Origin of the sequence: Actinomycetospora flava (genome assembly GCF_037400335.1) — a bacterium.
GTDB lineage: Bacteria > Actinomycetota > Actinomycetes > Mycobacteriales > Pseudonocardiaceae > Actinomycetospora > Actinomycetospora flava.
This window is the reverse complement of the sequence record NZ_JBBEGM010000007.1, coordinates 325,445-340,260: the sequence shown is the minus strand read 5'-3', so window position 1 is coordinate 340,260 and position 14,816 is coordinate 325,445. Positions and strand designations below refer to the sequence as shown.

11 protein-coding genes are annotated in these 14,816 nt (G+C 71.8%); 4 read left to right on the top strand and 7 right to left on the bottom strand.

Translation table 11 applies throughout. The features are described 5' to 3' along the window. Positions 1-1,930 precede the first annotated feature (1,930 nt). Positions 1,931-2,743, bottom strand: a complete 813-nt coding sequence (locus tag WCD58_RS18765) for a hypothetical protein (RefSeq protein ID WP_337704575.1) — start codon at positions 2,741-2,743, stop codon at positions 1,931-1,933. A gap of 686 nt (positions 2,744-3,429) precedes the next feature. On the opposite strand from WCD58_RS18765, the gene WCD58_RS18760 reads away from it, so the two are divergent. The 3 genes from WCD58_RS18760 to WCD58_RS18750 all read left to right on the top strand — a co-directional run bounded on the left by WCD58_RS18760 (position 3,430) and on the right by WCD58_RS18750 (position 6,237). Continuing rightward, positions 3,430-4,332, top strand: coding sequence for a hypothetical protein (locus tag WCD58_RS18760; RefSeq protein WP_337704574.1), 903 nt, complete (start codon positions 3,430-3,432; stop codon positions 4,330-4,332). Beyond that, complete coding sequence (locus tag WCD58_RS18755) at positions 4,329-4,997, top strand: sortase domain-containing protein (RefSeq protein WP_337704573.1); 669 nt, start codon at positions 4,329-4,331, stop codon at positions 4,995-4,997. Before WCD58_RS18760 ends, WCD58_RS18755 begins: the two co-directional genes overlap by 4 nt. Positions 4,998-5,637: 640 nt before the next feature. Further along, positions 5,638-6,237: an RNA polymerase sigma factor gene (locus WCD58_RS18750; RefSeq protein WP_337704572.1), complete on the top strand. Its 600-nt coding sequence runs from the start codon at positions 5,638-5,640 to the stop codon at positions 6,235-6,237. Positions 6,238-7,073: 836 nt separating this feature from the next. Here WCD58_RS18750 and WCD58_RS18745 read toward each other — a convergent pair. The 4 genes from WCD58_RS18745 to WCD58_RS18730 all read right to left on the bottom strand — a co-directional run bounded on the left by WCD58_RS18745 (position 7,074) and on the right by WCD58_RS18730 (position 9,402). Then, on the bottom strand, positions 7,074-7,616 hold the full coding sequence (locus tag WCD58_RS18745) for a dihydrofolate reductase family protein (RefSeq protein WP_337704571.1): 543 nt from the start codon (positions 7,614-7,616) through the stop codon (positions 7,074-7,076). Between the two features lie 68 nt (positions 7,617-7,684). After that, positions 7,685-8,374: a helix-turn-helix domain-containing protein gene (locus WCD58_RS18740; RefSeq protein WP_337704570.1), complete on the bottom strand. Its 690-nt coding sequence runs from the start codon at positions 8,372-8,374 to the stop codon at positions 7,685-7,687. A 33-nt stretch (positions 8,375-8,407) separates the two neighbouring features. After that, positions 8,408-8,941, bottom strand: coding sequence for a hypothetical protein (locus WCD58_RS18735; RefSeq protein WP_337704569.1), 534 nt, complete (start codon positions 8,939-8,941; stop codon positions 8,408-8,410). 53 nt (positions 8,942-8,994) lie between these two features. Further along, positions 8,995-9,402, bottom strand: coding sequence for a RidA family protein (locus WCD58_RS18730; RefSeq protein ID WP_337704568.1), 408 nt, complete (start codon positions 9,400-9,402; stop codon positions 8,995-8,997). Between the two features lie 215 nt (positions 9,403-9,617). Here WCD58_RS18730 and WCD58_RS18725 point away from each other — a divergent pair, with 215 nt between their 5' ends. After that, on the top strand, positions 9,618-11,237 hold the full coding sequence (locus WCD58_RS18725) for a hypothetical protein (RefSeq protein WP_337704566.1): 1,620 nt from the start codon (positions 9,618-9,620) through the stop codon (positions 11,235-11,237). A gap of 279 nt (positions 11,238-11,516) precedes the next feature. Here the strand turns inward: WCD58_RS18725 and WCD58_RS18720 are convergent, their stop codons facing one another. Together WCD58_RS18720 and WCD58_RS18715 are read right to left on the bottom strand one after the other, a co-directional pair. Continuing rightward, the gene (locus WCD58_RS18720) at positions 11,517-13,460 is read right to left on the bottom strand and encodes an acetoacetate--CoA ligase (RefSeq protein WP_337704565.1); all 1,944 of its coding nucleotides are present in this window, start codon (positions 13,458-13,460) and stop codon (positions 11,517-11,519) included. 111 nt (positions 13,461-13,571) lie between these two features. After that, positions 13,572-14,792 (bottom strand): NAD(P)/FAD-dependent oxidoreductase, encoded by a 1,221-nt coding sequence (locus WCD58_RS18715; protein ID WP_337704564.1) that lies wholly within the window; start codon positions 14,790-14,792, stop codon positions 13,572-13,574. Positions 14,793-14,816 lie beyond the last annotated feature (24 nt).

The window sequence follows — 14,816 nt, the reverse complement described above, 5'->3', positions numbered from 1 at the left end:
TTTGACAGTCGTAGCGGGGGCATTAATGGTCGGAACTCCGATCCTGCTTAGTGCCCAGAGCGAGAGCCTGAAGAACGGCCAATTCTGTGTCTTCAGCGCGCCGAGTGGTGCGTTGACCCTAGGGCATGTGGGTTGGGCCTTTCAGACGGGCCCCGACACATGGAGGTATGGAGCGACGGAGGGGGTCTCGCCGCAGGGGAGTCAACAATTCGGTGTCGCGCCGGGAGCCGATAACCGAAGTTGGCAGGCGGAGGGAAGCTGGGAAAAGGTCAAGGACAGCTTCCGCGCTGGCGGCGATGAGAACATGGGCTCGACCTACTACCAGTCGTATAAGTGCAAGACGGTCTTTGACGCTCGTGTAGATGACGCGAAGGACGCGGCGGACGCAAGTGAAGGAGTCGGCTACTTCGTCGGAAATAACAATTGCTTGACAGAGGCGGTCAAGATCGGGAGGTCTTACGGAGTGGAGTTGCCTTGGGGAGGCGCTTGGAACGCCCCTAATGCTTTCTACGAATTCGGGCCCACGGCAGGCTGGGTAAAGGGGATTCTCGGAGGCAGCGACCCGAATCTCCGTCCTCCGTCACCCCAGCAAATGGGGCTCCCGTGCGCAGCGGGTTACGCGCGCGATTGGTACGGAAGCTGTCAGCCCGCGAGCCCTGGCCTGGCGCCACAAGCTCCCTATGTGCCGCCAGCTCAAGAACTGCAGTCGTTGGACGGAATTTGGACGCTCAATAGGGTTAATCAATCCTGCGTTCGATTCCCCGACGGCTGCAGCTCCACACCATTCAAGATCCGCGTCTCTAATTGCGTCGGAACTGCGCAATGCTCAATGGTGCGCACGGACGGTGTTTGGGAAGCTGGATTCTTGATGGGCGACGGAAGTGGGGGTTGGGTCGCGGAGTTCAACGATGTAGGTATCACGTGCGAAGGTCAGGAGAATAGGGCATCGATCGAGCTTAGGCTCGTTTTCGCGCCAGCAAGCAACACGGTCACGGGCACCTATCGCGTCTCGGCTTCGCGCAATCCGCCTAGTTGCCAGAGCAATGCATCGGCTACTTATAGCGTGAGTGGCCGGCGGTAATAGCGAGTCGGGGAGCTTCGCGGACGGGCGCGGTAGGTCATGCAAGAGCTCCGTTGCGACCGGTGAACGGCGTCGATGCATCTGTCATGTCGGCCCGAGCCCCGGCTTTCGAGGACGTGTCGAGGGTCTGGGGCACCGGCCGGGTGCTCTCAAGGCTCGGCCAGCGGACCGAGAGGCAACATCATCGTCGGGGCCTACGCGCCGTTCTGGCGGCGCCGCGGCTGGTTCGGTGACCAGGCGCTGGTGGGCGTGCACTGTTGCACCTATGTCAACGGGCGGCGCGGTCCGGTGCCGCTGATCCCGTACGGCAGGGTCGGCGGCAACCCCGTGAGGTTCCGGCGGCAACTCAGAGACCGTCGATCTTGGCCATGGCCCGTGGAGGGAGTCTTCGATAGCAGGGACCGAAGAAGAATCTGTCCGAGTATCCCGACGAGCTGCGTGAGCGGGCTGCCAGGACCGTGCCTGACGACTGAGGGGCGATCGAGCTCGTGCTCTTCGCGTGGAGCAAGTCGTGGAGAACAACGGTGTCAACTGGTGTGCGTGGAGTATGTCTGGGAGACCCGTGCTGGCACTAGAGTCGCTGGTAGAGGCTGTGTGAGGCGAACCACGGGAATCTTTTAATCCGTTGGTTGTGGGTTCGAGTCCCACGGGGCCCACAAGCTTCTGACCAGGAGCGTTGCTGGCGTCTCGATGATCGAGAACCTCGAAGGGTGGCTCGAGAATCAGCCTCGTGGTGCGGGTCCTGTACTCCGCACGCCGCTGACTAGCGCACGAACGCTTGCCGAACTCGTCCGCGGCGAGTGCCCGATGCTCTATGGGTTCCGCGAGGCGCGCTCGTACTTCCTCGGGCTAGCAGAAGTCCCTGTAGCCGGAGAGGTGGCAGGCCGCCCAGCGCTGAGCGGCGGTGACCGGCGCCGGTCGGTCGGTCCCGTCCGGGTCGACGGTGTAGCGCCATTGACACGGATTGTCGGCGGAAATGGCGTCGAAGTTGCAGCCGTGGGGGTTGGCGCTGTTGACCACGCCTTCCTGGTAGCCGGCGGGGCAGGTCTCGAGGTCGGCTGAGCACTGGGTGCGTTGTGTGCCGGTGCCGCTCCCGTCGCACTCCGGGGTGTCGAGTCCGTCGCCGACGAAGGAGTCTTCGCACTCGAAGGGCACGGAGCGCGAACCGGTGGGGCGGGCGCGGTCAGGGGTTGCGGTGGTCGTCGCTGCCTGTTGTCCGGTACCGATGAACGCGACGCGACCCGAGTCCGTCAGCCCGACGCCGTAGTCGCCAGCCGAGTAGAGGAAATCGACCTCGGGACGGGGCTGAGGCGGGCGCCGCAGCGCCTCGAGCAGCCCAGCTCGGGCCACGTCGGGTGCAAGGCGGGCGCGCAGTGTCGACCATGAGGCGGCGGTGTCGTCGGGTGCGTACAGCGCTCGGACGGCCGTCATGTCGTTGGTCTCGAGCGCGGAGTACAGGCCTCGCGCGCCGTCGGCGGCCGGCGGCGGCAGAGGGCGACCATCGGTGTCGACGACCGCGGGACCGATCTGCGGTCCCGAGGCGGCCGGTTGCGCGGACGTCGCCTCCGAGGACGCGACCGGGGTCGGTGAGGTGGTCGATGACGCTGAGAACCACCACACTCCGACAACGCCGAAGGTCAGCAGCGCCACGGTCAGTGCCACGGCGAGGCCAGTTCGCCCCCAGTGGCCGCTGCGGAGGGGCGGACGCGCAGTACGGGAGCCGAGGCGCGCGTCCCTGGCGGGCAGTGCCAATGGCTTCGTGGGCGCATCGCTTGCGCGCCCCGCGGCGTCGTGTTGCTGCAGCTGTCTCAACGATCCCCCCGGTACAGACGCGCCCGGCGCCGCCGTCCGCCGACCGGCGCACCACGGCGATGCGCTGACGACGGTGGCGTCTCCCGCTCCGCGCGAGGTCGGTGGCGGCGTGGGCACCCAGCGATCGAGTCGCCGCTGGATGATCCGCTCGTCGTCGCTTCGGCCGATGGCGTTACGCAGAGCCGCGGGACCCAGGCCAGCCGACCGAGCTGCGCAGTGCATGGCGTCGTCGAGGTTGTGCCGAGGAGGGCGAGCCCGTGGGTGGCGGCCCTGACGCGATTCGCTGGGCTCTTCGAGTGCGTCGGGTGCCTAGCGCCAGGCGTCGTGGGATGGCGTGAGCTCGCCTCCCCGGTGACCGTCACCCTTGGCGCCGAAGCTCCCGGACGGTGGACGAGGCCACGCCCTGGGGATGCTCGCGAGAAGTTCTTCAGAAAAGTGTGCGAGTCGCTGGGGCCCGCTGCTCTTACCCGCGTGACCGCCGCCGAACCCGGCTGCGGAAGAGCTGCGAGGAGCCCCTGATACCCCAGCATTGTGCCATGTCGTCCGGCTTCCGTGTCCTGCTCGGCGGAGCCCTGACTGCGGGTCTGCTGTTCCCCCTCGGCGCCGGTGTCGCCGTCGCGACCTCGCCGCAGCCAGTGTGCGCCGCGGTGGTCGAGGCCGAGGCGCTGGTCGAGGAACGCCAGGACGCCCTGGACAAGGCCCTGGCCGCCTACAACCGGCAGAAGACCGTGATGGCCACCGCCCTCGCCACTTTCCAGCGGCTGCAGGCCGACGAGACCGCCACCGCTGCCGACATCGAGGACGCCCGCGTCACCGCGCAGCGAGCCGCGGAGCGCAACACCGAGCTCTTCGCCGCGCAGCAGGCCGCGGGCCGCGCCCTGCAGGAGGCCGTCCGCGAGCGATCCGACGCTCGCGAGCGCGCCGAGGGCGTCGACTGCACCGGCGGCGGGACCGATGACGGGACCGATGGCGGGACCGATGGCGGGACCGATGACGGGACCGATGACGGGACCGATGGCGGGACCGATGACGGGACCGATGACGGGACCGATGGCGGGACGGACGGTGGCTCGTCGGGGGGTCCGGACACTCCGCCGGTGGTACAGCCCGTGACGGTTCACCAGCAGACCAACGTCTACCCGACGTCGGTGTACCTGTGGAACGGGGGGCGTTGGGTGGTCTACAGCGACGGCACTGCCGTGCGCTGCGGCTCAGGCGGACAGGATGTGGAGCGCGTCGAGGTCGTCGACACCGGTGTCGAGCAGGGCGCGCCGTCGACCGAGGACGTGGCCGACGCCGCCTACCCGGAGGGTGGGGTGGCTGCCGGCGACGGCTCCGGCGCGATCAGTCCGGTGGTGCCGATCGCGGCCAGCGCGTTGGGTCTGACCGCGCTGGGCGCCACCGGTGTCGTCTGGCACCGTCGCCGCAGCGCGCCGTGACCAGCCGCCGGGCCGCTCAGCCGGCCGCGTCATCGCCCGAGGCACGAGCGACGAGGCGGCCGGGCGTGGGCCTTCCGGTCGTTCTCGTGCTCGTCGCTCTGGCGGCCTTCGTAGTTGCGTTCTATGTCGGGATGGGCGGTGGTCGGGTCGGTCCGGCATCGGTCGGGCTGCCCGCAGGGCGCACTGCGGTCGAGATGCCTCTTGCGTCGGCTCGGACGACGGCGTTGCGCGTCCCGTCGATCGGGTTGGACACCCGCCGGCTCTCCGAGCTCGGGCAGGACGCGGATCGTCGCCTGGAGGTCCCTTCGGACGCGGCGACGGTGGGTCACTACTCGGGCGGCGCGTCCGCGGGCGGACGGGGACCGGCGATCTACGCCTCGCATGTGGCCTACCGCGGCGAAGGGGGCGGCTTCGCCCACCTCGCCGAGGTCACCGCCGGCGACCAGGTGCTCGCCGAGCGGGCTGACGGGCTCACGGTGGTCTACCGCGTCGACAGGGTCGACCTCGTCGACAAAGACGCGTTCCCCACCCTCGCCGTGTACGGCCCCACCACCGGGCCCGAGCTGCGGCTGATCACATGCGGGGGCACGTTCGACACCGGCGCCGACAGCTTCGAAGACAACGTCGTCGTGTACGGCACCGCTCTCGAGGCCTACCGAACGTGAACCCGATGCGCGCCTCCCAGCGGCACAGACGGCGCTCACCATCGCGCCGCGCACCCCGGTGTCACGCGAGACTCCGGGTGGACCCTGGGTGCCCGTTCAGTCCTGTCTGTCGGGACTCCTCGGGAGCGTGACGGAGACGCCAGGGGAGGGCGGCCGATCCGCCGCGACTTGGGCGGGATTCCGGCGATGTTCAGCTCGGCGCGCCACCGCTATCCGGCGCTCAAGGGCGGCCGTTCGGCGGGCAGGTGAAACAGCTGGCCTGAACGGAGCGATGCGGTGATCAACGCCAGTCCGGGGGGGAGGCGGGTAGTGAGCTGTGTTCCGGCACGGCTCGCTGCTCGCGGGAGTGGAGGGGGTGCGCGATGACGTTCGTTGCTCGAGGTCCGGTGATCCCGTCGTGACGGCGGGGGACGCCCAGGCGGCCGGGCGGCACAGCGCGGAGCTGGTCCGCGACGATCCAGGCGCTCGGTCCACGCCCGAGAGTTGGGCGAGGCCCGCTCTTTGGGCGGGGCCCGACGCGTGGACCGGGCCCATCGCTCTGCAGGACCCGCCGGCGGCTAGCACCGGGCCGCGGCTGATCCACCCCTCAGTGGCCCGTCTGCCGCGGCCACGGCGGGGCGGGGAGCATGCGACCGGGCCGATGCGGGTCAGTGACGCCGCGCTCGCCGCCGCTGCGCCAACCAGCCCAACCGCGTTCGCGGCGATCTACCGCCGCTACGGCGACGCGCTGCACGACTTCTGTCTCGGGATGTTGCGGGATCCAGATGCTGCGGCCGACTGCGTCCAGGACGTCTTCTGCACCGCCGCCACCCGGCTCGGGCAGCTACGCGAGCACGACAAACTGCGGCCGTGGCTCTACGCCATCGCGCGCCATGAGGCCCTCGCGCTGCTGCGCGGACGCCGCCGCGAACAGGTGGCCGATGAGCTGCCCGACCGCCCAAGCCCCGAGCACAGCCCCGACACCCTGGCCGCCCGGCGGGAGCTCGCCGACCTCGTCGCTCGCGCCGCCGGCGGTCTCGCCGATCGGGACCGCACGCTGCTCGAGCTGCACTACCGCCACGGCCTGGACGGCCCGAGCTCGCCGACGCGCTCGGCATCAGCGCCACCAACGCCAACACCCTTGTCTCGCGGCTGCGCATCACGGTCGAGCGCTGCCTCGGCGCCCTGCTGGTCGCCCGCCACGAGCGGGAAGCGTGTGCGGAGCTCGGCGATCTGCTCGGAGACTGGGACGGCACCATGACGGTGCTTCTGCGCAAGCGCATCAACCGCCACATCGAGCGGTGCTCGAGGTGCGCTGAGGCTCGTCGCCGTCTCGTGTCGCCGGCGACGCTGCTGGCCTCGGCGCCCATCATGGTCCAGGCGCCCGGCTGGCTCGGGGACAGCGTCGCCCGCCAAGCGACACCGATGCTGCACAGCACGAGCGGAACCGCCACGGCCGGGAGTTCGTGGTGGCCTGCGGGCCTCGCCGGCGGCACACACACCACTTCCGCGGTGCTGGCACCGATCGTCGCGGCTGTCGTCGCGGTCCCGGCCGTTGCGGTCGCGATGCTGACGGGCGGGGGCACCACCTTGAGCTCCGACGTCGCGCCGGGGGCGCTCGTGCCCTCGACGAGCGAGGTACCTCCGAACCATGGCGCGCCGCCCAGCGCCGCGACCTCGTCCCCGACGCCGAGCCCGTCGGCGGGGCCGGTCCCGACGTCGCGGCTGGCCCCTGGTGCGCCGGGAGCGCCCCCCGGAGGAGCCCGCCCAGGTGCCCCACCCGGCCAGCCCGCGGTACCGGTCCCGACAGCGCCCCTCGGGCCCTTCCGGCGCACACCAGTGGCGCCCGCGCCAGTCGACCCGTCTCGCGTTGCTCCACCTGAGACACTCCCGGGCGACCCGGGGTGCCGCGAGTGCACCTCGGCGACTACCGCCCCGTCCGATTCGCCATCCGGGAGCGGAGGCGGCGGACCGGGTCGGTCCGGGCCCTGATGTTCGACTGAGTCGGCGTCCGCGGGTCCACGAGCCACCCGACCAGTCGGCGTCGCCGTTCGTTGAACAGCCAGCGGCGGCGTCGTCATCGCGGAGCGCGAGCCGCTACGCGGCCGGTCGGTAGGCCAGGACGACCGTGCCGTTGCCGATGTCGGTCACGCCCGTCAGGTCCATGGCCGCCGGGCCGGTGCCCCACACCAGCGACTCCCCGGACCCCGCGACGAATGGGGAGACGCTCACGTGCAGCTCGTCCAGCAGGCCCGCCTCGGCGAGCGCGCGGCTGAACGAGCCGTTGCCGTACTTCACCAGCGTCCCGTCGCCCGCCTCCTTGAGGCGGGCGACGGCCTCGACGGCGTCGCCGTCGAGCACCTCGGCGTTCCAGGTGGTCTCGCTCAGCGTGGTGGAGGCGACGTACTTCGGCAGCGCGTTGATCCTGTCGGCGAGATCGCCGGTCATGCTCGGCCACGTCGCGGCGAAGCCTTCGTAGGTCTCCCGCCCGAGCACCAGGCCGACGGCGTCCTCCAGTAGCCGGAGCTGGTAGTCGAACTGGCGGTCGTTGGGAACGATCTTCATCTGAGCGGCCCAGAAGTCGTCCCCGGTGAACCGGCCGTCGAGCGAGAGGTGGTCGTACTCGATGAGGGTGCGCATGCCGGGGAGTCGACCATCCCGACGTCGGACCGTCTTGTATCGAACCGAAACCACCGAGGTCAGGGCGCTCAGAACGCGAGGAAAGCGACCCCGGCCCGCAGCTCGCCCGGCGTGTGACCGGTCGCCCAGCGCATGGCCCGCGCGAGCTGCGGCTGGTCGTAGTAGCCGCCGGCGGTGACCGCGTCGGCGATCGACCCGCCCGCCGCGAGGAGCTGCGCCGCCTGCCGTGCCTGCTCGATGCTGACGAGCTTGCGCCGCGAGACCCCGACGGCCCGGCGGAACCGCATCTGCGCGGTCCGTTCCGACACGGATCGTGGCCGCTCGCCGTGCCGGACGTCGTCGACGAGCGGGTCGCGGAACAGCAGACCGGCCCGGACCAGCCTGCCGACGAAGACGTCGACGTTCTGCGCGGTCGGCATCTCCCAGTCGCGGTTGTCCAGGACGAGCCGATCGCCCGACACCGTCGGCACCAGGGCGTCATTCATGTCGGTCAGCCCGGACGGCGGGAACAGGGGCACGAACGCGCCGCACTGCAGGTCGACCCCGAAGAACTCGCAGCCCTCGGGGCAGGCCATCTCGGTGGCGCGGGTCTCCGGGCCGCGCAGGTGCACCGTCGTCCCGGCGGCGGTCCGCGCGAACGCGATCATGGAGTAGCCCTTGACCGCCGAGGTGAAGACGCTCGCGCTGTCGGAGCGCGCCGTCCAGACCCGGGTCACCAGCGGGACGTCGCCGGCCACGGCGTCGAACACGACCGCCACGGGCGGGAGTCTAGGAGCGTCGGAGCCCGTCTGTCAGGCGGTCGCCCAGCCGGCCACGGCGGTGAGCGCCTCGCGGTCCGCCGGGTTGACGCCGGGTTCGGCGGCCGCGGGTTCCACGGCGGCCCGGCGCTGGGCCGGGTCGGGCGTCGTGAGCGCGTGGACGTGGTCGACCAGGCTCCAGAGGTAGCCCTTCGGGTCCTTGCGGCCGCCGGGTGCGCGGTCGAGGGAGGCGCGCAGGGTCTTGACGGCGGCCTGCTCGTTGTCCGGGACCCACTGCGCGTCGACGCCCCGCAGGAGCCGGTCGAGGGAGGGCCCGGGCACGTGCCCGTCCTCGGCGAGTGCCGCGAGGGAGCCGAGGACCTGGGCGCGGATGCCGCCGGCGTCGTCGTCGACCATGGCGCACCAGGTCACGACGGTGGCGAGCGTCGTCGCGGTCTCCGGGTCCAGGGTGCCGTCACGCCACCAGTCGCCCAGCGTGTCGCCCCAGGGTCGGCGTTCGTCGCGGTCGTCCGAGGACAGGGCGTGGAGCAGCGGACGGAGGCGCTCGAGATCGGGTGTCGATGGCATCGATGGTGATCCTGACAGCGGATCCCCGGCGCCGGAAGCCTTCCGCCGACGGCTCAGGGCAGGACGGCCACGGCCTCGACCTCCACGAGGTAGCCCGGCGCGGCCAGCGCCGTGACGCCGATCCAGGTGCTCGGCTGCTGGAACGCGACGCCCAGCGCCGCGCCCGCCCGATCGCGCCCGGCGACGAACTGCCCGGCCTTCGCCTCGTCGAGGTCGACGACGTACACGGTGACCTTGGCGAGGTCGGCCGGCGTCGCCCCGACCGCGTCGAGCGCGGCGGCGATGTTGAGGTAGCACCGCTCGGCCTGCGCGGCGACGTCGTCGGGGCCCACCAGGTTGCCCTCGAGGTCCCAGGACACCTGCCCGGCCAGGTACACCGTGCGCGAGCCCTGCGCGACGGCGACCTGGTTATGGACGTCCACGCGGTGGACCTGTTCGGGATGCACCAACTGAACGGTCATGGTCTCGCTCCTCTTCGGGGCCGGCCGGCAGGCAGGAGCACGGATCAGAACCTGTGACGCCGCGGCAGGGTCAAGAGGAGTTCGGTTCACGGGCGGAGCGATTGCGCGCCGGTCGAGCACGCACCGTTCGGAGGTGCCGCTGAACAGGTGAATCTGGAACCGTGCTGAAGGGGACGTGCTGTGACGGAGCGGCACGAACGGCCCGGGGGTGGGGCATGGCGGGTTCCGAGGACGACGAGGAGACGCCGGGCATCACCCGGGAAGAGGTCATCGATCAGCTCCGCGACGCAGGCCTGTTCTCGACCAGGGTCGTCGGAGGGCGGACACCCGACCAGTACACCGACGCCGAGCTCGCGGACCTGATGGACGAGTTCGCCGATCGCACCGTCGTCGCCGAGGAGCTCGGCAAGGATGTCCGAGACGTGACCGAGGCCGACGTGGCCGCCGTCCACGGCGCAGTGGACCACCGGGTCGTGCAGGACACCCTCGGGATCGACCCCGGCGGCCTGACGCCTCTCGGGAAGATGGTCGTCGACGCCGAGCTCCGCGACTCGACCGGCACCTCGAGCTCGGTCTTCGACGCCCTGCTCGGCGAGGTCGCTCGCGGTGGGGGCCGCTCCTTCTTCCAGGCGCCCGCCACGGGTCCCGGAGCGGGGCAGGGCGCCGTGGCTGCCGGGGGCGGTACGGGCACCGGGACCACCGGGGCCGGCGCGGGCACGGGGGCGAGCGGCGGTGGACGCACCGGATCACCGTTCGGCGAGGACCCGTTCCCGCGGGAGGGCGTGCCGTCCGGGTCCCCGGCCGCAGGAGCGCCCGCGGCCTCCGACGAGACGGTCGTCGGAGGCGCCGACGAGGCCGAGCGGCACGGCGGCGAGGAGGTCGACACCGTCTTCCAGATGACGACGGGCGACACCGTCTACTACCGCACCGACGACGGCGAGTGGTTCGACGAGTACGGCCACCACGTCACGGACCCGGACTCGATCACGATGCTCGAGGGCGGTTATCAGGAACATCGTCAGAAGGGCGGTACCGACCACTCCGGCACCCTGACGACCTCCGGCTACACCCACGAGGAGGTGGGCGGAGCGCAGCCGGGGACGACGCCCGACGACGGCGAGGTCCGGAGCGGCAGCGACGACGAGCCCGAGGAGGAAGAGGGCGAGCCCCTGGACGGCACCGCCGAGGACGACGGCGGGAACGACGACGAGAACGAGGAGGGTGTCGACTCGGCCTCGGGGGACGGCGCGTCGGGTGAGGAGGACCCCGCCGGCGGGGTCGGGTTCACGCCCGACCCCGATGCCCCGGTCCTCCCGCCCCTGGAGTCGCTGGTGTTCGCGGGTCACCGACCCCGACCGGGCCAGGTCGACCCCGCCGACGACGCCACGGACGGCCCCTTCGAGACCCACGTCGAGGCCCGCGGACCTGACCGGTTCGACCTGTTCGGCAACCCCGGCTCGCCGGAGAGCGGCGTCGTCGGCGTCGGTACCGGACCGCACACCGGCGGCGGGTTCCTCGGCCCGAGTCCCGGGCAGATCAACCCCACCCGCGACGGCGACGTCGGATTCGCCACCACCGGTCGCGAAGACGACCCCTTCGACTCGGGCGCTCCGCCCGACCTCGCCGACCGCACAGATGTCGGCAACGGTCCGTCCGCGGGCAACGGCACGTCGGACGCCGGCGACCGAGGGGGACACCTTCCCGACGATCTCTCCCTGGTCGGCGACCGGCACGAGTACTCGCGTGACTTCGACGACGTGCCGTTCGAGCGGTCGGGTGCCTCGTCCGACAACGACGGCGGCACGGACGGAACGGACGCCGGCACGGACGACTGAGCGCGTCTCCGCGGAGCCCGGCCACGTGGGTCCGCCGCTCGGCGACGAGTCCCGTCGTCCTGGCGGCGCTCGAGAAAGTCGTCGAACATCCCGGTTTGAGCCCGTGCCCGGAGAGGAACCGGGTCGCCGTCCACGCCGCCATCGATCTGTTCGACCGTTGTGGACGCCGCCGGGCACGCTCCCCCTCGAGCCCATCGGCGTCCCTCGAGTCGCCGGTCCCCGAGCCGGCGCCGCCACGGTCCACGGGTCGGTGGCGGCGTGGACAAGGACAGCCGGCGCCTACCGCGTCGCGCCGTAGGCGTCGACGAACGCCGGGACGGCGTCCGCTCCGCGCACGGCGTCGGGGCTGATCACCTCCTCGATCGCGCGGCCGCGCAGCACCTGCTTGACCGGGCGCTCGAGCTTCTTGCCGGTCAACGTGCGCGGCACGGCCGGCACGGCGGCGACGAGGTCCGGCACGTGCCGCGGGGACAGGTTGCGGCGCAGCCCGGTGGCGATGCGCCTGCGCAGGTCGTCGTCCAGCTCGGCGCCGTCGGTGAGCTCGACGAACAGCAGCAGCTCGCCCGACCCGCCCTCGTCGTCCTCGAGGTGCACGACCAGCGAGTCGGCCACCTCGGGCATGTCCTCGACGACGTCGTAGAACTCGGCGGTGCCCAGCCGCACCCCGCCCCGGTTCAGCGTCGCGTCCGAGCGCCCGGTGATCACGCAGCTGCCGCGGTCGGTGAACCGCACCCAGTCGCCGTGGCGCCACACGCCCGGGAAGACGTCGAAGTAGGCCTCGCGGTAGCGCTCGCCGTCCGGGTCGTTCCAGAAGCTCACCGGCATCGAGGGCATCGGCGCCCGCACGACGAGCTCCCCGAGCTGCTCGACGACGGAGTGGCCGTCCTCGTCGAACGCGGCGACGTCGTGGCCGAGCCCGGGCCCGGACATCTCCCCGCGGTACACCGGCAGCCAGGGACCGCCGCCGACGAAGCCGCTGCACACGTCCGTGCCGCCGCTGAACGGGTTGAGGATGACGTCGGGCCCGAGGTGCTCATAGACGTAGTCGAAGGCCTCCGGCGGCAGCGGGGCCCCGGTGGTGCCGAGCTGCTTGAGCTCCGACCACCGCGGCGGCACGACGCCCTCCTTGCGGCAGGCCGTGAGGTACCCGGGGCTGGCGCCCAGCAGCGCGACCCCGGTCTCGGCCGCGAGCTGCCACTGCGCCTCGAGGTCGGGCCACAGCGGGTTGCCGTCCAGCAGCACGATCGCCCCGCGGTGCAGCAGCACCGAGATCGTGATGTTCCACATCGCCCAGCCGGTGGTGGTGAACCACAGCGTCCGGTCGCCGGGGTGGATGTCGAAGTGCAGGCCGAACAGCCGCAGGTGCTCGAGAAGGACCCCGCCGTGGCCGTGCACGATCGCCTTCGGCAGCCCCGTGGTGCCCGAGGAGAAGAGCACGTAGAGCGGGTGGTCGAACGGGAGGTCGGCGAACTCGAGCGGTCCCGGCTCGGCGAGCAGCTCGTCCCACGTCATCGCGTCCGGCACCGGGTGCGGCCCGTAGTCCAGGCCGACGACGTGGCGCACGGTCGGCAGGCCCGCGCGGATGCGCGCGAGCTCCTCGCGCTGGTCGATCTCCTTGTCCCCGTAGCGGTACGACGCCACGGCCAGCAGCACCGTCGGCTCGAGCTGGCCGAGCCGGTCGACGACGCTGCGCGCCCCGAACTCCGGCGCGCACGACGCCCAGATCGCCCCGAGACTCGCCGCGGCCAGGAACACGACGATCGTCTCCGGGACGTGCGGCAGGTACCCGACGACCCGGTCGCCCTCCTGCACGCCGAGGCGCTGCAGCCCGGCGCGGGCGCGCCCCACCTGGTCGCGCAGCTCGCCGAACGTCAGCTCCTGCGGCCCGCGGGTCTGGGAGCGGGCGATGATCGCCGTGCGGTCGGTGTCCTCGTCGGTGCCGAGCATGTGCGCGGCGTAGTTCACGCGCGCGCCCGGGAACCACCGGGCCCCGGGCATCGCCGACGAGCCGAGCACCCGCTCGTAGGTCCCCGGCACCCCGTAGTGCTCCCAGATCGACGCCCAGAACGCCTCGGGCTCGGCCACCGACCAGCGCCACAGGCCCCAGTAGTCGTCGAACTCCAGCCCGCGGGTCGACGAGAGGTGGTCGAGGTAGGCGCCGAGCCCCGTGCCGGCCAGCGAGCCGGGGGAACGGAGCAGCGTCGGTCCGTCGGGAGCGTCCATGGTCGGCATGGTGCCGCGTCGGGCCGCACCGGCCTACCCGTCGCCCTGATGGCTTCGGGCGGGAATGGACCGCCCGGCCCTCGAGCCGGTGCGGCGTCGGTGACGGTGTGCTCAGGCCAGCGGCACCGCCGGGTCGGCGTGTCGCCCGCGGTCGAACGACTCCTCGAGGCGCACCAGCCGGGCGATCGGGTCGGTGACGTCCCAGATGTTGACGTTCATGCCCGCCAGCACGCGCCCGCCGGCGAGCCAGAACGCCACGAACTCGCGCGACCCGAGGTCGCCGCGCACGACGACCTCGTCGTACTCGCCCGGCGCGACGTAGCCGGTGTACTCCATGCCGAGGTCGTACTGGTCGGTGAAGAAGTACGGCAGGTGGTCGTACTCGGTGTCGTCGCCGAGCATCGCGCGGGCGGCGGCGGGCCCGCCGTTCAGCGCGTTGTCCCAGTGCTCGACGCGCAGGTGCCGCTCGAACGCCGGGTACCAGAGGTTCGCGACGTCGCCGGCCGCGTGGACGTCGGGGTCGGACGTGCGGTGGCGCGCGTCGACGACGACCCCGTCGGCGACCTCGAGCCCCGCCGCCTCGGCCAGGTCGGTGTTCGGGGTGATCCCGACGCCGACCACCACCGCGTCGGCGTCGATCTCGGTGCCGTCGGCGAGCCGGACACCGGTGACCCGCCCGCCCTCCCCGCGGATCCCCGCGACGTCGGTGTCGACGCGCAGGTCGACGCCGTGCTCGCGGTGCAGCGTCGCGAAGACCTCGGCGATCTCGGGGCCGAGGACGCGCAGCAGCGGCAGCGGCGCGGACTCGATCACGGTGACCGCGACGTCGGCGATCCGCGCCGCGGCGGTGACCTCGAGGCCGATCCACCCGCCCCCGATCACGACGATCCGCGACGACGAACGGATCGCGGCCGCGATGGCGTCGCTGTCACCGAGGCGGCGCAGGTAGTGGACGCCGTCGAGGTCGGCGCCGGCGACGGGGAGCCGCCGCGGGGACGATCCGGTGGCCAGGAGCAGCTTGCGGTACCCGACCCGGTCGCCGTCGGCGAGGACGACCTCGTGCGCGTCGCGGTCGAGCGCCGTCGCCCGCACCCCGGACCGCAGCTCGACGCCGTGCTCGGCGTACCAGTCGGCCGGGTGCAGGTAGACGCTGTCGCGGTCCGCGTTGCCCTGCAGGTACTCCTTGGACAGCGGCGGGCGGTCGTAGGGCCGCTCCTGCTCGTCGCCGACCAGCACGACCCGGCCCGTGAAGCCGTCCTCCCGCAGGGTCTCCGCCGCCTTCGCCCCCGCCAGACCCGCGCCAACGATCACGTGGGTTCCCTCGTCCGCCATGGCGACGATGGTCGACCTCGCGCG